The organism is Rufibacter sediminis (assembly GCF_014269285.1).
Lineage (GTDB): Bacteria > Bacteroidota > Bacteroidia > Cytophagales > Hymenobacteraceae > Nibribacter > Nibribacter sediminis.
Map to the genome: position 1 here is coordinate 183,305 of NZ_JACOAF010000001.1, position 22,056 is coordinate 205,360.

Consider the following 22,056-nt stretch of genomic DNA (forward strand, 5'->3'; position numbering starts at 1 on the left):
AGCCTTCTTTTAAGAAAAGAGGCCTGAAACGGGCGATCCGATTTTAACAGGAATGCGGTTTATTTGACCAGTGCTTCTTTGGCGACCATCTCGTCCAGTTCCTGGAACCACTCCTCTCCGTATTTCCGGATCAGGGGTTCGCGCAGGAATTTGTAAACGGGTACGCCCAACTCCTGCCCGAAGGAACAGGCCGGGTTGCAGATTTCCCAACGGTCATAGTTCAGGGCCTCAAAGCCGTCGTATTTCGTGATCCGGATGGGGTACAGGTGGCAGGAGATTGGTTTCTTCCAGGAGATTTTACCGTCCAGATAGGCTTGCTCAATGGCACACTTCAGGGTGAAGTTATCGTCGTAGATGGCGTAGGCGCACTCGCGGTCCCCGATGGTGGGCGTGCTGTAATCACCTTCAAAATCCTCTACGTACAACCCCTGCTCCTCCACGGCCTTAATGCCTTCCTGCGACATATAGGGCTTCACGTGGGCGTACGCATCGGCTAACTGGGGCAATTCATTTAGATCCAACGGAGCGCCCAGGTCACCTTCCACGCAGCAGGCACCTTTGCATTTCTCCAGATTGCAGACAAAGAACTTGTCTTTGAGATCATCTGAGAGAACGGTATTTTGTAGTACAATCATGAGCTTTTTCTTACAGCAGAAAGACAAAAGTACCGCTATTTAAGTTCGACCGCAAAAAGAGGAAAAAGAATATCCCTCAGTTGGCTATTCGCCGCTTTAAGGCTTCTTTTCTGAAAATAGGCCTAAAACGGCGGTGCTGCTTTTCTCTTTCTTTTATCCCGGCAAGACTATGGTAATACTTTTTGATTCTGTCTGAGTACTATTAACATGATACTATTTTATCTTTTTGTCAAAACACTGTACTATATGAATAAAATATAATATATTGGAAAGCAGATAGCCTTTACCCCCAAATTCTTCTTCCATGCTACATCAGTTGGAAAGAAAGCTTCTTTTACTGGCAGCTTTTCTTTTTCCTCTTTCCCTCCCTGCTTTATCTCAGACGGTTAGTACCGCAGCAACCAGTAACCAGACCACACAAAGCTACCCCGTACGCCTCTACCGAGAAGCCACCAAAACCGAATCGCACTTATATAATGGTCCGGAGTATGTAGACTACCGAAGAGCCAGCCGCGATGGGCACCAATATTTCTTACAGGACAAGAGCGCGCCGGGAAACGTGCGGTATGATGGCTCTTTGTATGAAGATGTTCCCCTGCTGTATGACATCGTGACCCATGAAGTGATCGTGGTATCGAACGGTTATCTCCTGCAGAAACTGATCACGGAGAAAGTGACGGCATTTGAATGGCAGGGGCACCGGTTTATCAGGCATGTGGCGCCGGATTCTACGGTGAGAGGAGCGCTGCCCACCGGCTTTTACGATGTGGTGTATGAAGGAGGCACGCAATTACTGATCAATAGAAGCAAGCTGAAAGAAGATAAAATAACCGACCAAAAAGTAATAGAGGTTTATACATCAAACGACAGGTTCTTTATCAAAAAAGACTCGGCTTATTACCCGGTGCAGCGAGCGGCATCGGTGTACAACATTTTCAGCGACAAGAAGAAGGAACTGAAAAAGTTTGCCCGCACCCAGAAGTTCTCCTTTAAACATCGGCGTGAGGAGGCCATTATGGCGCTGGTACGGCAATATGACCTTTTGAAAAACAGTTGATTGACCACTCTCCCCTACTACATCCAGCTTTACCGCCCTTTGAACAACATCAGATGACCCCACTTTACCGGATTACGTTTCTTTTGGCCGCCTTTCTCTTGTTAGGCTTACGTCAGGGAAACGCCCAAACTTCTTCCCCGCCCCTGCTGACCTTAAGCCTGAAGGAAGCTTCCTTTCATGACCTGATCCGGGAAGTAGAGAATCAGACCAGGTACCGGTTCTATTATCATGCCGCAGATCTGGACAGTGTCACCGTTACCGTTCAAGCTACCCAGAAGCCATTGAAGGAAATTTTGGAGCAGGCCGTGGCGGGAACGGACCTTCGGTTCAGCATCACCGAACAAAACGATGTGCTGCTTACCAAGGGCAAAAAGTTTGTGGCCACGCTTCCGGACAACTTCTTCCAACGGAATGAAAACCTGACCAAAAGCAAACCGCTGGCGAACGAGGGAGCGGCCCGGCAGCCATTCATCCCGGGGGAACAAGACAAGAAGAAAGCGGTCTCAGAGGCTAAATTGTACGTCATTGGGGTGAAACGTGACGGCGCGACCGGCAACGCGAACCTGGCGGGGCACCTGCGGGATGCCAAGTCCGGTGAGCCGATCATCGGGGCCTCGGTGTACATCCAATCGCCGCTCCTGGCCACCACCTCAGACCAATACGGCTACTACTCCTTAACCTTACCCGTAGGCCAGCACGAGCTGCTTATCAGAGGCATCGGGATCAAGAACTCCAAGCGCCGCATTGGCTTGTATTCTGACGGAAAACTGGACATTGAGGTGGAGGAAGACGTGAGATCACTGAAGGAAGTGCTGGTGGAGGCCGAGAAAGACCGCAACGTGGCCGGTATGCAGATGGGCATGGAACGCCTGGACATGCGCGCCATCAAACAGGTGCCTACCGCCTTTGGCGAGACGGACATTCTACGCGTGGTGCTTACTTTACCGGGCGTGAAATCAGTAGGCGAAGGCAGCACCGGCATGAACGTGCGCGGCGGCTCCACTGACCAGAACCTGATTCTCTTCAACGATGCCACCATCTACAACCCCTCGCACCTGTTCGGTTTCTTTTCCGCCTTTAACCCGGATATCGTCAAGTCAGTGGAGCTGCACAAAAGCAACATCCCAGCTCGGTACGGCGGCAGGCTGTCCTCGGTGCTGGAAGTCACCACCCGGGATGGCAACAAGAAGAAGTTCAGCGGCTCCGGCGGACTAGGACTCCTCACCAGTCGGTTGATGCTGGAGGGACCTATCACCAAAGACAAGACCTCTTTTATGGTGGCGGGCCGCAGCACGTACTCAGACTGGCTTCTCAAGAAACTGCCGCAGGAAACGTTCGCCAAAAGCTCAGCCTCGTTTTATGACCTGAATGCGCAAATCAGCCACGAAATAAACAGCAACAATACGCTTTACGTCTCAGGTTACCTCAGCAAAGACAAGTTCCGGCTGGGCAGCGACACCCTATACAGCTTCGCCAACCATAATGCCAGCGTCAAGTGGAAACACATTTTCCATAACCAACTCTACAGCGTGGTGACTGGGGCCTACAGCAACTACGGTTACGGGGTGAATTCTGAAAAGAACGCTGTAAACGCCTCAGACATGTCGTTCAGTATGAACCAGGCAAATCTGCAAGCTGATTTCAATTACTTCCTGAATTCCAAACACACCCTTGACTTTGGGGCCAGTTCCATCCTCTACAATGTCTCGCCGGGAAGCCTGAAGCCGGTAGGGTCTGAGTCGCTGATCATGCCCGATGTGCTGCAGCGGGAAAAGGCGCTGGAGAGTGCGGTCTATGCCTCTGACCAGATCGATATTTCTCCCCACTTTTCTGTTTACCTGGGGCTGCGGTATTCGCTGTTCAATGCGCTGGGGCCGCGGGAGGCCTATACGTATGCGCCCAACGAACCAAAAACGGAAAGCACCATCGTTGACACCGTTTCCTACGGCTCCGGCAAATCCTTTGCGACGTACCACGGACCCGAGTACCGCATTTCGGCTAGATTTGGTCTGACGGATCATTCCTCGGTGAAGATGAGCTTCAACCGGATGCGCCAGTACATCCACATGCTCTCCAACACAGCCACCATGTCCCCCACAGATACCTGGAAACTGAGCGATGCGAACATCCGGCCGCAGGTAGGCGATCAGGTGGCGCTGGGTTACTACCAGAATTTCCGGGCCAACACCGTTGAGTTATCCGTGGAAGGTTACTACAAAAAGATGAAGGACTTCCTGGATTACCGCAACGGCGCCACCATTGTGCTGAATCACCACATTGAAACCGATGTGGCCAATGCCGAGGGTAAAGCCTACGGGGTGGAAGTCATGCTGAAGAAACTGACCGGCAAACTCAACGGCTGGGTGAGCTACACCTACTCGCGTACGCTGGTGCGCCTGAACAACCCGCAGGTGTCTGAGCTCATCAACCAGGGAGAATGGTACCCCAGCAATTTTGATAAGCCGCATGACGTGACACTCATCAGCAACTACCGGTTCAGCCAGCGGTTCAGCACGTCGCTGAACTTCACTTACAGCACCGGCCGGCCCATCACCCTGCCCATCGCCAAGTACCAGGACGGCAACGTGCAGCGCATTTTCTACTCAGACCGAAACCAGTACCGGGTACCGGATTACTATCGCGTGGACTTCGCCATGAACATTGAGGGGAACCACAAAATCAAGAAGCTGGCCCACAGCTCCTGGACACTGGCGGTCTACAACCTGACCGGCCGCAAAAATCCGTACTCGGTGTACTTCCGGTCCGAGGCCGGGAAGATCAAAGGCTACAAACTCTCCATCTTCGGGCAGCCCATCCCTACCATCACCTATAACTTCCGATTTTAATGCGTTTTCCTAAAAATAGCCTCAAAACAGCTCTTTCTTGGCTTTGTCTTCTTTTTCTGGCCAGTTGCGAGGAACCGTATGCCCCCGAGGTGGTAGAAGGCCCCAACAGCTTTTTAGTAGTGAGCGGCTTCATCAACAGCAACGGGCCTACCACCATTAAACTCTCGCGCACCCAAAATCTGTCAGACGAGAGCGCCCCCAAAGTGCAGTCGGGTGCCACCGTAGCGTTGGAGGAAGAGAATGGAAACACCTTCCCGCTACGGGAAACCGAAGCCGGCACCTATTTTGCCAGTGCTCTGCCCATCATAGGAGACAAAAAATACCGGTTGGTGATCTCGGCTTCCGGAGATCGCTATGCCTCCGATTACCTGGAGGTAAAATACACCCCGACCATTGACGACATTACCTGGAAAACCGATGATGGCAACCTGCAGGTATCCGTCAGTTCCCATGATGACCAAAACAACACCCGCTATTACCGCTGGGAGTTTGAGGAAACCTGGGAATATAGCGCCTACTATTACTCGGTGCTTGAGTATGTCAACGGGCAAATGCGGGACCGGGACCCTAGAAACCAAATCAACCTCTGCTGGCGGTTCAACAATTCCTCTTCCATCCAGATCGGGAATACCGTGCGGCTGAGCCAGGACGTGATGAGTAATTTCCCTTTGCTGAGTATTCCCTCCAATTCAGAGAAACTTAACCGCAAGTACAGTATTCTGGTGAAGCAGTACGCCCTGACCAAAGAAGCCTATGACTACTGGGAAGCCCTGAAGAAGAATACCGAGAGCATTGGCACCTTGTTTGATCCGCTCCCTACGCAACTCACCGGAAATATCCGTAGCCTGACCACCCCCTCTGAACCGGTGATCGGGTTTATGGCCATTTCCTCTGTGCAGGAGAAACGGATCTTCATCAGCCGAAGTGATTTACCCACGGGTTGGGGAATCAGAAGCCAATTCTGCCCCTTTGACACAGTTAAAGTTGGAGAGGAAGGGGAATATTTCTCAGGTAGTGGCTACCTCCCCGTTGACCGCATTTACTCGAACAGCATGGCATTGATCGGTTACGCGGGCGCCTCCAGTTCCTGCGTAGATTGCCGGGTGTTTGGCACCACGCAAAGACCAGCCTATTGGCAATAAACAGCACACAACATGAACGCACCAATAGCACATCAACCGGTCATAAACCGCCAGCTCACCTTCCGTTTTGGGGCTATTTTCCGGAAAAGCGGCCTAAAACTCGCCTTGGGATTAGGGCTGGTTCTGGCTGTCCTTCAGCCGGCAGCAGGGCAAGTGAAGTCATTCGCCAGTCTGGTTTCTGATTTCCAGGAATACAACCGAAAAGCCCTTCAGGAAAAAATCTTCCTGCACCTGGACCGCCCGTCTTACGTCTGCGGCGAGACTATCTGGTTTAAAGTATACACGGTGGAAGGCGCCCACCATCACCCGCTGGACATGAGCAAAGTGGCCTATGTGGAAGTCCTGGACAAAGACCAGAAGCCGGTGCTGCAGGGGAAAGTCGCGCTGAAAGAAGGTACTGGAAGCGGCTCATTTGTCTTGCCGGTGACGCTAGAGGCAGGAAACTACTCCGTCAGAGCCTACACCAACTGGATGAAGAATTTCAGCCAGGATTTTTATTTCCAGCAGTCCATCACCATCATCAATACGTTTCAGCCCCTGGGTTTGAAAACCCTCACGGATACCGCTGCCTACGCCATCCGGTTTTTTCCGGAGGGTGGTCACCTGGTCCGCGGTTTGCCGGTAAAAGTGGCTTTTCAGGCCCAAAACAGCGTGACCGGCAAAGGTGCCTTCTGCCAGGGCGAGATCCTGGACCAAACCGGAAAAGTAGTGGCCAGCTTCCAGCCCACCAAGCTGGGGATAGGGTACTTCCGCTTCACCCCTACGGGCACAGACCACTACACGGCCCAGATCAGATTTGCCAACGGAAAGGTGATTCAGCAGAAATTGCCGCCCGTGCAGGAACAAGGTTTTGGAGTACAGTTGGAGGATAGCAATAGTGGCGAACTGCGCCTCACCGTGCGGGCAACGGGCGAGCACACTGGTACGCTGTACCTGCTGGGGCACACCAGGCAAAGAGTGGCCGTCACCGCCTCCGCTCCGCTGACCAACGGACAAGCCCTTTTCTCGGTCCTGAAAGATTCGCTGCCCGAGGGCATCACCCATTTCACCGTTTTCAACAGCCAGCAAAAACCAGTTTGTGAACGCCTGTTCTTTAAACGACCGGCGCAGGAGTTGGAGATAGAAACCAGCATCGGGAAAAATCAGGTGGGCACCCGGGAGAAAGTGGCTCTTGACCTGCGCACCCAATTCGGGGCCGGAGCATCCACCTCGGCGAACCTTTCCGTGGCGGTTTTCAGAAACGACCAGCTGGCAACATCCAATCCCGCTGACATCAAGGCTTATCTCTGGCTAGGTTCTGACCTGAGAGGCACCATTGAGCAGGTTTCCTCCTACTTTTCGGAAACCGGCCCCAAAGCCGACGAAGCTTTTGACAACCTGATGCTCACCCATGGCTGGAGCCGTTTTTCCTGGGAGCAGATTCTTTCCCAGCAAACACCTGCTTTCGCTTACCTGCCGGAATATGACGGGCACCTCATCAGAGGGAAAGTCACGCAGGCAACCACCGGCGAGCCCGCCAAAGGCATACGCGCGTTCCTGGCCTCGCCCGGCAAGCTCATCCGGTTTTACAGCAGCGTGAGCAAAGGGAACGGGGCGGTGCTTTTCGATGCGAAGGATTTCTTTGGCCAGAAGGAGGTGGTCCTGCAAACCAATACCCTGAAAGACAGCATCTACCACTTGCAGCTTTTGGACCCTTTTTCTGAAAAGCACGCCAAAACGGCCCTGCCTCTTTTTGAGGTAAGCGAAAACCTGAAAGATGCCATCTACCTGCGCCACCTGGAGGTGCAGGCGCAGAACATCTACTTTGAAAAGTCCCTGAACCGCTTCCAAGCCCCCAAAATAGACAGCCTCGCTTTCTACGGCAAACCCAGCCAGCAGTATTTACTGGACGATTACACCCGTTTCAAGGTAATGGAGGAGGTGATGCGCGAATACGTGCCTGGCGTGATGGTGCGGAAGCGCCGCGATGGCTTCCATTTTCTGGTGTTGGATGACGCGAACCGGCAGATTTTCCAGGAAGACCCTCTGGTGCTGCTGGATGGAGTCCCGGTTTTTGACATCGACCAGATCATGGCCTTTGATCCGCTGAAGGTGCGCAAACTGGACGTGGTGACAAGTAAATACTACAACGGCTCGTTGGTTTCCAATGGTGTGGTCAGTTACACCACCTACAAAGGCGATCTGGCCGGTTTCCCGCTGGATTCCCGCGCCTTGCTGCAGGAGTACGAGGGCTTACAGCTCCAGCGTGAGTTCTACGCTCCCGCCTATGACACCAACGAGCAGAAACTCAGCCGCCTGCCCGACTGGCGCAACCTCCTGTTCTGGGCTCCAGAGTTGGTGACGGATGAGAGCGGCCGCGCCAGCCTGCACTTCTACACCTCAGACCAGCCCGGCTCTTACTCCATCGTGGTGCAGGGGCTTACCAAGAACGGCTTACCCGGCAGCAAAGTGCTCACCTTTGAAGTGAAGAAACCTTTGTAACGCACCAGCTTGCCGTTTTGGGCAAGGTATTCAGAAACCAGGCGTAAAACGAACTCAGGAAATGCGACTTTATTCCGTAATTTTGTGTTCTCCCTGAAGAAAGAATCATTGTGAGCATGGATTATCTGAAACTCCTGAATGAGTCACAGCGCGCCGCTGTTTTAAATACCGAAGGCCCTTGTATGATCATCGCCGGTGCGGGCTCCGGTAAGACGCGGGTGCTGACCTACCGCATCGCGCACTTGCTGGAAAAAGGCGTTGATCCGTTTAACATCCTGTCCCTTACCTTTACCAACAAGGCCGCCAAAGAGATGCGCGGTCGGATTGAGAAAGTGGTGGGACCCGAGGCCAAGAACCTCTGGATGGGGACCTTCCACTCCGTTTTCTCGCGTATCCTTCGGGCCGAGGCCCAGAAAATCGGCTACCCCAGCCACTTCACCATCTATGACTCCGATGACTCCAAAACGCTCATCCGGAACATTGTGAAGGAGATGAACCTGGACGACAAGCTCTACAAACCCAACATGGTGCTGGGGCGCATCTCGGCGGCCAAAAACAAACTGATCTCCGTAGCGCAATACCTCCGGGACCCCGCCATCCAGGCGGATGACGAGGCGGCGCTTCGCCCGAAAATAGGCCAGATTTTCAAAATCTACGCCGAACGGTGCTTCAAGGCCGGCGCCATGGACTTTGACGACCTGCTGTTCAACACCAACGTGCTTTTCCGGGACCACGTGGACGTGCTTAACAAGTACCAGCACATCTTCAAATACGTGATGGTGGATGAGTACCAGGATACGAACTACAGCCAGTACCTCATCACCCGCAAGCTGTCCGCCAAGGACCGCAACATCTGCGTGGTGGGCGATGATGCCCAGAGTATCTACGCCTTCCGCGGTGCGGATATCCAGAACATCCTCAACTTTGAGCGCGATTACCCTGAGCTGGAGGTGTTCAAACTGGAGCAGAACTACCGTTCGACCCAGCACATTGTGAAGGCGGCCAACAGCGTCATCAAGAACAACAAGGCGCAGCTGCGCAAGAGCGTCTTCTCCGAGAACGAGGAAGGCCAGCTCATTGACGTGATCAAAGCCAGCTCAGACAACGAGGAAGGCAAACTGGTGGCCCACGCAATCTTTGAGGAGAAGATGAACCACCACCTCTCTTACGAAGATTTCGCTATCCTTTATAGAACCAACGCCCAAAGCCGGGCCATGGAAGAGGCCCTGCGCAAGATGAACATCAAGTACCGCATTGTGGGCGGTCTGTCGTTCTACCAACGCAAGGAAATCAAGGATTTGATCTCGTACCTGCGCCTGGCCATCAACCACAACGATGAGCAGGCCCTGCGCCGCGTGATCAACTACCCTAAACGAGGCATTGGCGACACCACCATTGAGAAACTGATTGTCACGGCCAACGAATCCAACCACAGCATCTGGGAAGTGGTGAGCCACGCCAATCAGTTGGTGGGCGGAAGAGCCGGGGCCGCCATCCATGATTTCGCGACGAAGATCAAAAGCTTCGCGGTGATTGCCCAGGAGAAAGACGCCTTTGAGGCGGCTACCTACATCGCCAAACACTCCGGTCTGGTAGATGATCTGTACGCTGATAAATCAGTGGAAGGATTGGCCCGTTACGAGAACATCCAGGAATTGCTGAATGCGATCAAGGAGTTCGTGGACGATCCGGAGAAAGAAGACAACTCCTTGGCCTTGTTCCTGCAGGACATCGCGCTGCTCACCGATTCTGACACCAAGAAAGAAGAGGAAGGCGAGTACGTGACCATGATGACCATCCACTCGGCCAAAGGTCTGGAGTTTAGAAACGTGTTCATTGTGGGTATGGAAGAGAACCTGTTCCCCAGCCAGATGATGCTGCAATCCCGCGCCGATCTGGAGGAGGAACGCCGTCTGTTCTACGTGGCCATCACCCGCGCCGAGAAGAAGCTGACTCTCTCCTACGCCACCAGCCGCTACCAGTGGGGGAACCTGCGGGCCGCCGAGAAGAGCCGGTTCATTGACGAGATTGACCCTACGTTCCTGAACTTCAAGTTCGGCGATGAGCGCGCGCCGCTGGAGAAAGTATTGCAGCGGAAAACACCTGTGGCCCAGCTTATTTCTCCGGCTAAGAAACCATCGGCGGCCTCGTCTTACACGCCGCCCGCCGACTTTACGCCTAGTGACACCTCAAACCTGCAGGCGGGTATGCGCGTAGAGCATCCTAAATTCGGGTTCGGGAACGTGACCAAGATAGACAATCAAGGAAACTCCATCAAAGCCATCATTGAGTTTGAAGGCGTGGGCGAGAAAACCCTGCTCCTGAGTTTCGCCAAGCTGCGCATTCATGCGTAAGACATGAAGCGTATCACGAATCACGTATCAGGTAGCAAGACTTTTATCTTGACATATAGCATTTGAATAAGTATTTCCGTTTTAGGCCTGTTTTTCTAAAAACAAGCCTAAAACGGAAATACTTTTATCGTGATACTTGATACACGATACATGATACGAACAAAAAATTCCTAATTTTGACTTTGCAACACATTCCATCACATGGTAGCTAGTTCCACTTTTAAACAAGAGCTTTTGCTGCGGGAGTACGGCCGCAACGTGCAGAACATTGTCCAGTACATCCTCACGGTGGAAGACCGGGGCAAACGCACGCAGCTGGCCCAATTGCTGGTCAACCTCATGGGCCGTCTGAACCCCAACGTGAAAGACATCCAGGATGCCCAGCAGACGCTCTGGAACCACTTGTACGTGATGTCAGACGGCAAGCTGGACGTGGACGCGCCCTTTGCCCTGAGCGCCATGGAATACCTCAATGACAAGCCGCAGCGGGTAGACTATCCGGTGCAGAACCCCCGGTTCAAGCATTACGGCACCAACCTGGAGCGCCTCATTGACAAAGCCAAGCAGATCAATGATCCGCAGGAACGCGAGGCCGCCGTTATCTCCATCGGGAAACTGATGAAAGTACTGTACCGCACCTACAACAAAGACAGCGTCACCGACGAGGTGATCCTGGAAAACCTGCGGGATCTCTCCAAAGGAGAGCTGGACGTGAACCCTGCCCTCATGGAAAAAGGCAATCTTTTTGAAAGCACCATCAAAGCGCCGCAGGGTCCTGGTAACAACAACAATTACCAGAACAACAACAACCAGAAGTACAAGAACAACAACCAGAACAAGAATCAGAATCAAAACCGTAGTAAGAATAAATAAGAACGCATGGCGTCTTTTGAAGTAATAGGGGGTCGTACTTTACACGGCGAAATTATTCCGCAGGGCGCCAAGAACGAGGCGTTACAAATCCTTTGCGCGGTGCTGTTGACCCCTGAGCCGGTGGTCATCTCCAACATCCCCAACATCCGGGACGTGAACAAACTCATTGAGCTGTTGCGTGACATGGGCGTGGACGTGGAGCAAACCGCACCAGACACCTATGTTTTCAAAGCCGAGAACGTTAACCTGGACTACCTCACCACCGAGAAATTCATTGAGCAGGCCCGCGCCATTAGAGGCTCAGTGATGATCCTGGGACCTATGCTGGCCCGTTTCGGGGTAGCCAAACTGCCCAAGCCCGGCGGAGATAAAATTGGTCGCAGAAGGCTGGACACGCACTTTGTGGCGTTTGAGAAACTGGGGGCCAAGTTTACGTATGACTCCGCGGACAGCTTCTACCACCTGGAAGGCAAAAACCTGAAAGGCACGTACATGCTACTGGACGAGGCCTCGGTGACCGGAACGGCCAACATTGTGATGGCCGCCGTACTGGCTGAGGGGATCACCACCATTTACAATGCGGCCTGCGAGCCTTACCTGCAGCAGCTTTGTAAGATGCTGAACCGCATGGGTGCTAAAATCAGCGGCATCGGGTCTAACCTGCTCATCATTGAGGGTGTGGAGAAACTGGGCGGTACCGAGCACCGCATGCTCCCGGATATGATCGAGATCGGTTCTTTCATCGGTTTGGCCGGCATGACCGGTTCCGAAATCACCATCAAAGACGCTCAGATCAGGGAATTAGGCTTGATCCCGGACACGTTCCGCAGATTGGGAATCCAGATGGAGTTCCGGGGCGATGATATTTTCATTCCGGCTCAGGACCATTACGAGATTGACACCTACATTGACGGCAGCATCCTGACCGTTTCTGACCATACCTGGCCGGGGTTCACCCCAGACTTGCTGAGCATCGCGCTGGTGGTGGCCACCCAAGCCAAAGGTACCGTGCTCATTCACCAGAAGATGTTTGAGAGCCGCCTGTTCTTCGTGGACAAACTCATTGACATGGGCGCGCAGATCATCCTCTGCGATCCGCACCGTGCCAACGTAATTGGGCAGAACCGTCAGGTGCCGTTACGCGGCATCTCCATGACGTCGCCGGACATCAGAGCGGGCGTGGCCCTGCTGATCGCCGCGCTTTCCGCCGAGGGCCGCAGCGTGATCCACAACATTGAGCAGATTGACCGCGGGTACCAGAACATTGACGGCCGTCTGAACGCCATCGGGGCGCAGATCACCCGTCTGTAATCTCGATTACCCTACTTTATAGAAAAGGGAGCCCTTAACGGCTCCCTTTTTTTGTGCCCAGGAGTTTTCGTTTTGGGGCCATTTTCAGAAAAACAGCTCTAAAACAACTCTTCTATCGGCTCTAGTTTTTCAAAGGAAAATGCACCAAGGCAGGATCATTTCCTCACTTTTCCTTTTCCCCTACTTTCAGAAAAAGAGCCCCGAAACGTAATCAGTGGGTTACTTATTGTGCCCGTGAAATGGGTTACCTTTTTGAGGGACAGCGCATTAAAGGTAAACTTCGGCCTATGAAAACTCTCTTCTCGTTTCTCTCGCTTTTCCTTTTCTGCACGGCCTCCCTCCTTTTCAGTGGATGTGAAGGCAAACAGCAAGAAGCCATGGTTCAGGAAACGGCTACCAGCCAGGATGCCGCTCAAAGCACCGCCCCACCAGACGAAGCCAAGCCCACCGCCCCGGAGCACGTGATCCGGCAGGCCGAGGTGAAGTTTCAGGTGAAGGACCTTTTTGAAAGCACCCAGCGGGTAGAGTTATTGGTCTCCGATCTGGGCGCCACACTCGCCAACACCACCCAACAGCAAACCGATGACGCCAAGACCACGGATTTCGTCATCCGGGTGCAGCCCGAAAAGTTTAAACCGCTGATGCAGCAGCTGCAGAAAGAGAGCATCCAGTTAGATGTCCGGACTATCTCCACGGAGGATGTGGGCATGGAGTACGTTGACCTGCAGGCCCGCAAGAAAGCCAAACTGGCGGTGGAGCAGCGTTTTCTGGGTTTGTTGAAAGAAGCCAAGAACATGAAGCAGGTGCTGGAAGTGGAGCGTGAGATTCAGTTGGTGCGCGAGGAGATTGAAAGTGCCGAAGCCCGTCTTAGGTACCTGCAAAACCAGACGGCGTTCAGCACCATCCGGCTGTCTATGTACCAGGTGATTCCTACCCATGTGCCGCAGGAACCCGGTTTTGGCAGCAGACTTCTGGCAGCTCTGGACACAGGCTGGCAGCTGTGGCTCTCTGTGGTGGTAGGTCTCTTCTATGTCTGGCCATTATGGTTGTTAGGTGCGGGCGTGCTTCTTTACCTGCGCAAGCGAAATGTAGCGTAAGCGTTTCAGGGCTCCTTTCAGGAAAACAGCCCTAAAATGGTCAAGCCGTTCAGCAAAGCCCCAGCGTATAACCATCGCCCTTGCTGCGTGATAGCACCAGCAAGCGGAAAGACGTTCTGGTCTGACTTGTTGGTGAGAACACCAACAAGGAAGGCTGACAATAGGTGAGCAATGTAGCATAGCCGCTTTTGATCTTCTTTCTGAAAATCGGCTTAAAAACAGAAACTGAAGCGTGTAAGAACAAGAATCCCTCAGCGTCATCTAATCAGTAGATGGCGCTGAGGGATTCTTGGTTTAGCGAAACGATGTGTCTGAGGCTGGTTTATAGGCGATGGCTCATCAACATCTATTCTTCACTAGGCTCATTCACGCGCTTGCTGCCTCTGTACAGTTCATACTTGAACAAGCGGCATTCAATGGGACCGTTGTACAGAGGAATCCGGCGCGATGGCTTTAGTCCGATGTGTTTGGCGGCTTCCAGGTTTCCGGTGAAGATGCAGGCATCCCAGTCCTGGAAATTAGATTTCAGGGTGTCACCTATCATTTTGTAGAGGCCGTTGATCTCGCTTTCCTCGCCTATCCGCTCGCCGTAGGGTGGGTTCATCACCACAATTCCCTGATCAGACGGCTTTACGGCCTCTTTGAAGTTGAGTTCTTTGATGCGTACGTATTGGTCCAGCTCGGCGTATTCCATGTTCTGGAAGGCGGCTTCCACGAAATCAGGGTCTACGTCAGAGCCGAAGATATCGACCTCCACATCGGCTTCTTCTTTGGAGATGGCATCCTGGTACACGCGTTTGTAGAGCTCGGCGTCGTAATCGGGCCAGCGCATGAAGCCGTAATCGCGGCGGTACACGCCCGGCGCAATGTTGTGGGCAATCATGGCCGCCTCGGCCAGGAACGTGCCCGAGCCGCACATAGGGTCATACAGCGGCGACCGCTTGTCCCAGCCGCTCAGCAGCAGAATGCCGGCCGCCAACACTTCATTCAAAGGGGCCACGTTCGTCTGCTGCCGATAGCCCCGGCGGTGCAGTGAGTCGCCCGAGGAATCCAGGGCCAGCGACACGATGTTCTCGTGCATGTGCAGGTTGATTCTCACATCGGGCGTGGTCACGTCAATATTGGGCCGACGGCCGGTTTTCTCCCGGAATTGGTCCACAATGGCGTCTTTGGTGAGCTGGGAGACATACAGCGAGTGCTCAAACGTGGAGCGGGACACCACCGCATTGATGGCGAAGGTATCATTGAGGCTCATGTACGGGTCCCAGTCAATCTCGCGCACCTTCATGTACAGTTCCTTTTCATCGCGGGCCTTGAACTGGGCAAACGGCTTCAATATCCGGATGGCCGTGCGGCAGCAGATGTTGGCCTGGTAGAGCAGGTACTGGTTTCCGCTGAAGGTCACGGCCCGCACCCCTACTTTCACGTACTGCGCCCCCAGATCGCGGAGTTCCTGAGCCAGCACTTCTTCCAAACCCGCCAGGGTAGTTGCCGTCATGTTGAAATTACCCGATGATTTTGATTTGGCCATAGAAAGCGGTGTTTGGTTGAGCGGAGCCATTTTGAGGGATGGGCTCCTTTGAAGCGGCAATTTCGGAAAAAAAGTGGCATGCCGCGCACCTGCCTCCTACCTCGGCCGCCAAATAGAAGAATAATATTGCGTTGGTAGCAACGATAACTTTTTAAAAATTTTTATTAAATTTAGCAAAGCAACAGCACCGTAAAACGAGATTTTTCCCACATATTTGATTTTCAGCCCAATGCTCCACACCCCTACCCACTTCTAACATGTCAAAAGTAATGTCATCCCACTCTCCTGGCCTTCCAACCCAGGCACCCTCTGTGAATTACACCCGCTCCATGTTCATCATTGGCGCTCTGTTTTTTGTGTTCGGGTTTGTGACCTGGCTCAACTCCGTGCTGATCCCTTACCTGAAGATCGCTTGTGAGCTGAACAACTTTGAGTCCTACCTGGTCACGTTTGCCTTTTACATCGCTTATCTGGTCATGGGAATTCCGGCGGGTTGGCTGTTAAAGAAAACTGGGTATAAAAAAGGCATGTCGGCGGGGCTGCTGATCATTGCCGCCGGAGCGCTGGTGTTTATCCCGGCCGCCATGACCCGCACGTATGGCTTGTTTCTCTTGGGCTTGTTTGTGCAGGGAACTGGTTTAACGGTGTTACAGGCGGCCGTGAATCCGTACGTCTCCATCATTGGTCCTCCCGAGAGTGCCGCCCAGCGCATCAGCATCATGGGGATCTGCAACAAAATAGCGGGTTCCTCGGCTCCTTTCATCTTAGGCAGCATTTTATTGGCGGGCGCCGATGACCTGGTGACCAACCTGAGCACCATGGATCTGGCGCAGAAAGCCCAGGGATTGGATGCCCTCGCCTCGCGGGTAATCACGCCTTACCTCATCATCATGGGTGCCCTGATTCTTCTATCTGTGTTTACGTATTTCTCTGGCCTGCCCGAGGTGGACACCGACCAGGAAGATGAGTCTGTAGCTGCCGCCAACACCGGTAAAACCAGCGTGTTCCAGTTCCCGCACTTAGTTATTGGCGTGCTGAGCTTGTTCCTGTACGTAGGCGTGGAAGTAATGGCCGGTGACACGGTGATCAGTTACGCCTCCAGCCAGGGCATTCCGTTAGCCGAAGCATCCCGCTTTACCACCTTCACCCTGTGGGCCATGATTGCCGGTTACGTGATCGGGATTATCGCTATCCCCAGATATATCAGCCAGCACAAAGCCCTGCAGATCTGCGCGGTTTTAGGGGTGGTTTTCACGTTGATGGCCATTTTCACCGATGGCTACGTGTCTGTGCTGAGCATCTCCCTGCTTGGCCTGGCCAACTCCCTGATGTGGCCCGCCATTTTCCCGCTGGCCATCGCTGATCTGGGACGTTTCACTAAGATTGGCTCCTCGCTGCTGGTGATGGGCATTGCCGGCGGGGCGGTACTTCCGCTGCTGTACGGTTTCCTGGTAGACATTGTCAATGCGCAGCAGGCTTACTGGATGATGGTGCCGTGTTACCTGTTCATCTTGTATTTCGCCGCCCTCGGTTATAAAATTAGAACCAGATAGGTTCCCTTTGATTTGAGGCCGTTTTCTGAAAAACGGCTCTAAATCAGGAAAGCCACCTCCCCCCCGAGGTGGCTTTTTCTATGCCCCGCCCCGGCGTACTGATTTCTGTTTTCATTTCCGTACTTTTGCTCAACACTCCATTTCCCTTGCATGACCATTCAGAGAGAAGCCTCGTTGCAGCCGTACAACACCTTTGGCATTGACGCCAGAGCCACCCTTTTGGCCGAGTTTACCTCCGTGGAAGAACTGCGGCAACTGCTCCAGAACCCCGAGGTGCAGGCCTTGCCTAAACTGATTCTGGGCGGCGGAAGCAACGTCCTTTTCACGCAGGACGTGGAAGCCGCCGTGCTCCTGAACCGCATCAAAGGCATCACGCTCAACCCCGAAGCCGACGGAAAACATGTGCTGGTGACCTCGGGCAGCGGTGAGACCTGGCACGACCTAGTTTTGTACTCGCTGGAGCAGGACCTGGGCGGCATTGAGAACCTGTCATTGATTCCCGGCACCGTGGGCGCGGCTCCGTTGCAGAACATCGGCGCCTATGGCGTGGAGCTGAAAGACACCTTTGTCTCGCTGGAAGCACTGGAGATGGAATCCGGCAACTTAGTGACGTTTACCCATGAGCAATGCGGCTTCGGCTACCGCGAAAGCGTTTTCAAGAAAGAAGCCAAAGGCAAGTTCATTGTCACCTCGGTTACGCTTAGATTAACCAAAGAGCATACGTTCAACACCTCCTACGGCGCCATCCAGGACACCCTGCTCCAACAGCAGGTGCAGGAACTGAGTTTGAAAGCCATCAGCCAGGCCGTGTGCCACATCCGGAGAAGCAAACTTCCTGATCCGGCTAAAATTGGCAACGCTGGTTCCTTCTTCAAAAACCCCGAGATTCCGTTGGCCTTGTTTGAGATTCTGAAGTCGCAGTACCCGGGCATCCCCGGCTATCCGGTAAGCCCCGAGACGGTGAAAGTACCCGCCGGCTGGCTCATTGAGCAATGCGGCTGGAGAGGCAAGATCCTGGGCAAACACGGCGTGCACAAAGACCAGGCGCTGGTGCTGGTGAACTACGGCGGTGCGGCCGGAAATGACGTGAAAGCCCTGGCCTATGAGATCATTCAATCCGTGGAGCAGAAGTTTGGCATCACCCTCACCCCTGAGGTGAACATTATATAACGCCAGTTGCAATAATCAGAGATTTCGAACCCACCCCTCCAAGGAGGGAAGTTCAACGTTAGACGGAAAACTCCCCTCCTTGGAGTAGGGCCGTTAAGTTCTAAAAATATAGCTGGTTCAAGTTTCCAACTTGGACCTAAAATGAGCTGAAGTTTTCAACTTCAGTGAGCCGTGAGGCTCAAAATATGTAGTAACGTTAATGCCTTCGGGAAGGAGCCAAACCATTGAAATAAAACTTAACGGCCCTACCCTCCTTGGAGGGGTAAGGGGTGGGTAATTTTCGTTCACTGAAACTTCCATTATACAAATCGCAACTTAGGCTAAATAATAGAACACCATAAGAATAAGGGATACAACCGTTTGCAACCAAGATCCTTTCAGGATGACAGATGGAAGCGGAGCGCCAGAATGACCAGTGCCCTACAAGAATTTGAAATAGAAATTGATACTAGTATTACCTAAATATTGATACTAGTATTGCCTAAATAAAAAAGGGAGCCGGTAAAAACCGGCTCCCTTTTTCTATGGTACGTTTCAGGCCTGTTTTCTGAAAACTCGGCCTAAAACAGAAGATTACTTCAGCACGATGATGGAAACGCCATCGCCGCCGCGCTCTATGTGTTCATCAGCCACACTGGCCACTTCCCGCAGGGTGCGCACGTAGTCCCGGATGACCATCTTCAGAGCACCACTACCACGGCCGTGGATGATTTTCACCTCGGGCATGCCCAGCATGATGGCATCGTCCATAAAATTCATCACGGTGGTCAAAGCTTCTTCGGCACGTTGGCCCCGCACGTCAAGCGTGTACTGGAAATCGGCCATGCGCTGGGTCACGTCCAGGCCTTTGGAAGGAGCGCCGGCGGTAGCCAGTTCCTTTTCCTTTTTGGCTTTTTCGCGCACCACATTGGGGTCAGGGCGTTCCAGTTTCTCCAGCTTCACAATGGTTTTCAGGCCTCCGAAGCTCACTTCCGCCGTCTTGCCTTTGATGGCCAATAGTTCACCCACCGAGTCCTGCCCGATCAAGGCCACGCGCTCGCCCGGCTGTAATGGTCCGGTTGGTACTGAGCCGTTGCGTTTGTACACCGGCTTGGGTTCGGGCGTAAGCTGCTCCTTGAATGTATCCAGTTGCTGACGGGCGGCTTTGGTTTGTTCCTTGTCGGCTTGGCTGCGTTTGATCTGCTCAATGGTGCTCTCAATCTGCTGGTTGGCATCTCTCAGCAGCAGCTTGGCTTGACCTTTGGCGGTCCGGATAATGTCCTGTTTGCTTTCCTCCAGGTGCTGTTTCAAAGCGGAGTATTCCTCTACCTGTTTCTGCAGTTTGCGCTCGTGTTTGGCCGCGGCCGCATTCTTGCGCTCCAGATCGGTTTTTTCCTGCTCCAGTTGCTCCAGCAGTTTGTCGTACCGGATCTTCTCCTTCCCTACCAGCGTACCCGCCTTGTCAATGATGTTCTTCGGCAAGCCGATTTTACGCGCAATTTCCAAGGCGAAGGAAGAACCCGGTTTCCCGATCTCCAGCTGATACAGCGGCTGCAACTCGGCGGGGTTATAGCGCATGGCCCCGTTCACGATGCCTTCGTTCTTCTCCGCAAAGTTCTTCAGGTTGGTGTAGTGGGTGGTGATCACGCCAAACACTTTCTGCTGGTGCAATTGGCCCAGCACCGCCTCGGCAATGGCGCCGCCCAAAGCCGGCTCCGTTCCCGTCCCGAACTCATCGATCAGCACCAATGACTTTTTATCGGCTAACAGCACGAACTGCTTCATGTTCTGCAGGTGCGAACTGTAGGTACTGAGGTCATTCTCAATGGATTGCTCATCGCCCATATCCAGGAACACGTCCCCGAACAAACCGGCTTCCGAGCCTTCGTCCACCGGAATCAGCAAACCGCACTGCAGCATGTACTGGAGCAGTCCCGCCGTTTTCATCGCTACTGATTTCCCCCCCGCGTTGGGCCCGGAGATCAGCAGAATGCGCTGCTCCTGGTCCAGGTCCAGGGATAACGGCACCGCTTTTTTGCCCTGCGCCTGTAAGGTCAGGTGCAGGATAGGGTGCCGGGCGTTCTTCCACTTCATAACCGGGCGTTTGTGCAGCGTGGGCATGATGGCCCCCAACCGATTCGCGACCACCGATTTGGCCCGGATAAAATCCAGCAAGGCTAAAAATTGGTACGCTTTGCGCAGGCCCGGCAAGTGGTGCCGCACCTGATTGGTCACGGCCGTCAACAACCGGATCAACTCGCGGTGGTAGGCGTTCTCCAGGTCTTTGATGTCGTTGTTCAGCTCAAAGACGCTCTCCGGCTCCAGGAACACGGTTTGGCCGGTAGCCGATTCATCGTGGATCAAACCTTTGATGCGGCGCTTGTACTCGGCAATCACCGGGATCACCAGACGGCCCCCACGGATGGTGGGCTCGGCATCCCCCGGCGTCCAACCCTCGTTTTTGGCGTGTCGCAGGATGCTGCTGATAGTCTTCCGGAGCTGCGTCTGCTGCCCGATCAAATCACGTTTCACGCGTTGCAGTTCCGGCGAGGCATCGTCTTTCACGGCTCCATTGTCGTCCACCAGCTTGTCCAGGGCGGCCACCAGTTGGCGGTCTACTTCCACGCCTTCGGTCAAAGCTTTCAGGGCGGGGTACTCCCCTTCCTCAGACTCCACAAAGAAGCCCAGCGCCTGCCGGATGGCCCGAAGCGACATCTTGACTTCAAACACGCCGCGCACTTCCAGAAATGCTCCTTCCAGAGAAGCGCGGTTCAGGTGCTCGGTCACGTCAAAGTAATAGCTGGAGGGGAAATCTTCGCCGGAGCGCAGGATGTTAGCAAACTCATGCGTTTGTTGCAACAGCCGTTGTACCAGGTCAAAGCGGTCCAGGAAAGACACGCGCTCTACAAACCTCCGCCCCAGGGGACTTAAACAGGCGTCAGACAACATCTCTCTGATCTGGCTGAACCCTATCTTCTGTTCAAAATTTGATGGGTATATCAAGTCTTCGTTTTTTCTAGTTTTATTTTCTCGTTTTCTGCCCGATTTCGCAAAAGTAGTCTAAATACGGGATTGGGCAGCATTTTAGAACATCGGCGGGCGACGGTATGTTCCGTGGTCTAATAGAATAATTATAGAGCTGCGTTAGTTAACATATTAATACAACCAAAGACGAACGTCAAAACTTCTCCTCTATTCCCAACCCGAACAACGCGTAGTCATACTTCACCGGATCTGCGGGGTCAAACTGCCGGAGGTTTTGGGTGAGTTCCTCGGCCATGGCCCAGTCTGATTGGGTTCGCTCAATGAGGCCTAACTTGCGGGCCACACGTTGCACGTGCACATCACAGGGGCACACCAGATCAGCGGGGGACATCTGGTTCCAAATGCCGAAGTCTACTCCCTTATCATCTTGCCGCACCATCCAGCGTAGGTACATGTTGATGCGTTTACACGCCGATTTCTTGGCCGGGGTGGAAATGTGCTTGCGGGTGCGGTGCGGAGCCTCGGGGAGGGAGAACACCAGGCTGTAGAAAAACTCCAATCGTGCTTTCTGGGACGTGATTGGTGCCGCCGGGTACCCCACAAACGCCTCCTCCAGACTGGCATGCCGCTCATAAAACCACCGGAAGAAATACACCAGGTACAGCAGATCAGTGTCATTGAAGGTGCGGTGCTTGAAGCCGAGCAGTTGCTTCAGGTCATCGTCCTGATGCTGGGTGATGAATTGAAAGGGAGCATTGTCCATGCGCTGCAGCAGTTCCCGGCACTTGTTGATGATGGTCTTCCGCTGGCCCCAGGCCAGAATGGCGGCAAAGAACCCGGCTATTTCTATGTCCTGCTTCCGTGTAAACAGGTGCGGAATGGAAACCGGGTCGTGTGGAATGAAGTCTGGGGTGTTGTACCGCTGGTAGCGGTCTTCCAGCAAAGCTTCCAGTTGGGCGGTGGTATAGGTCATCGAGTTACTTAAGAATGGGGATTTGAGAACCAGGAAGGAAAAAGCATCAGAAGGTTTACCGCTTCATAA

Annotated in this window: 14 protein-coding genes; 10 read left to right on the plus strand and 4 right to left on the minus strand. The window is 53.4% G+C overall.

All coding sequences use genetic code 11. The annotated features are described in order from the left end of the window. Nucleotides 1–59: 59 nt before the first annotated feature. Nucleotides 60–635 (minus strand): DUF3109 family protein, encoded by a 576-nt coding sequence (locus H7U12_RS00820; RefSeq protein ID WP_186631380.1) that lies wholly within the window; start codon nt 633–635, stop codon nt 60–62. Between the two features lie 304 nt (nt 636–939). Here H7U12_RS00820 and H7U12_RS00825 point away from each other — a divergent pair, with 304 nt between their 5' ends. From H7U12_RS00825 to H7U12_RS00860, 8 genes are all read left to right on the plus strand, one after another. Beyond that, on the plus strand, nt 940–1,692 hold the full coding sequence (locus H7U12_RS00825) for a hypothetical protein (RefSeq protein ID WP_186631383.1): 753 nt from the start codon (nt 940–942) through the stop codon (nt 1,690–1,692). Between the two features lie 53 nt (nt 1,693–1,745). Further along, nucleotides 1,746–4,538 carry a TonB-dependent receptor gene (locus H7U12_RS00830; protein ID WP_186631386.1) on the plus strand — a complete coding sequence of 931 codons (2,793 nt, stop codon included), beginning with the start codon at nt 1,746–1,748 and terminating at the stop codon, nt 4,536–4,538. Next, complete coding sequence (locus tag H7U12_RS00835; protein ID WP_186631389.1) at nt 4,538–5,680, plus strand: DUF4249 domain-containing protein; 1,143 nt, start codon at nt 4,538–4,540, stop codon at nt 5,678–5,680. Before H7U12_RS00830 ends, H7U12_RS00835 begins: the two co-directional genes overlap by 1 nt. A 12-nt stretch (nt 5,681–5,692) precedes the next feature. After that, nucleotides 5,693–8,161, plus strand: coding sequence for a hypothetical protein (locus tag H7U12_RS00840; RefSeq protein WP_186631392.1), 2,469 nt, complete (start codon nt 5,693–5,695; stop codon nt 8,159–8,161). 116 nt (nt 8,162–8,277) lie between these two features. Then, nucleotides 8,278–10,515 (plus strand): ATP-dependent helicase, encoded by a 2,238-nt coding sequence (locus tag H7U12_RS00845; RefSeq protein ID WP_186631394.1) that lies wholly within the window; start codon nt 8,278–8,280, stop codon nt 10,513–10,515. 201 nt (nt 10,516–10,716) lie between these two features. Beyond that, complete coding sequence (locus H7U12_RS00850) at nt 10,717–11,388, plus strand: DUF4290 domain-containing protein (protein WP_186631397.1); 672 nt, start codon at nt 10,717–10,719, stop codon at nt 11,386–11,388. A gap of 6 nt (nt 11,389–11,394) precedes the next feature. Next, nucleotides 11,395–12,699, plus strand: coding sequence for a UDP-N-acetylglucosamine 1-carboxyvinyltransferase (gene murA / locus H7U12_RS00855; protein WP_186631400.1), 1,305 nt, complete (start codon nt 11,395–11,397; stop codon nt 12,697–12,699). 287 nt (nt 12,700–12,986) lie between these two features. After that, nucleotides 12,987–13,796, plus strand: coding sequence for a DUF4349 domain-containing protein (locus H7U12_RS00860; RefSeq protein WP_186631403.1), 810 nt, complete (start codon nt 12,987–12,989; stop codon nt 13,794–13,796). Nucleotides 13,797–14,142: 346 nt separating this feature from the next. On the opposite strand, the gene H7U12_RS00865 is transcribed toward H7U12_RS00860, so the two are convergent. Continuing rightward, entirely contained in the window at nt 14,143–15,327 is a 1,185-nt protein-coding gene (locus tag H7U12_RS00865; protein ID WP_186631406.1) for a THUMP domain-containing class I SAM-dependent RNA methyltransferase, read from the minus strand. A 269-nt stretch (nt 15,328–15,596) separates the two neighbouring features. Between H7U12_RS00865 and H7U12_RS00870 the strand changes: the two genes are divergently transcribed. Together H7U12_RS00870 and murB are read left to right on the plus strand one after the other, a co-directional pair. After that, on the plus strand, nt 15,597–16,880 hold the full coding sequence (locus tag H7U12_RS00870; RefSeq protein WP_186631409.1) for a sugar MFS transporter: 1,284 nt from the start codon (nt 15,597–15,599) through the stop codon (nt 16,878–16,880). Nucleotides 16,881–17,030: 150 nt separating this feature from the next. Then, the gene (gene murB, locus H7U12_RS00875; RefSeq protein WP_186631412.1) at nt 17,031–18,050 is read left to right on the plus strand and encodes a UDP-N-acetylmuramate dehydrogenase; all 1,020 of its coding nucleotides are present in this window, start codon (nt 17,031–17,033) and stop codon (nt 18,048–18,050) included. Between the two features lie 573 nt (nt 18,051–18,623). Here murB and H7U12_RS00880 read toward each other — a convergent pair. Together H7U12_RS00880 and H7U12_RS00885 are read right to left on the minus strand one after the other, a co-directional pair. Next, complete coding sequence (locus H7U12_RS00880) at nt 18,624–21,032, minus strand: endonuclease MutS2 (RefSeq protein ID WP_186631415.1); 2,409 nt, start codon at nt 21,030–21,032, stop codon at nt 18,624–18,626. Nucleotides 21,033–21,207: 175 nt separating this feature from the next. After that, nucleotides 21,208–21,987 (minus strand): TIGR02757 family protein, encoded by a 780-nt coding sequence (locus H7U12_RS00885; RefSeq protein ID WP_186631417.1) that lies wholly within the window; start codon nt 21,985–21,987, stop codon nt 21,208–21,210. Nucleotides 21,988–22,056 lie beyond the last annotated feature (69 nt).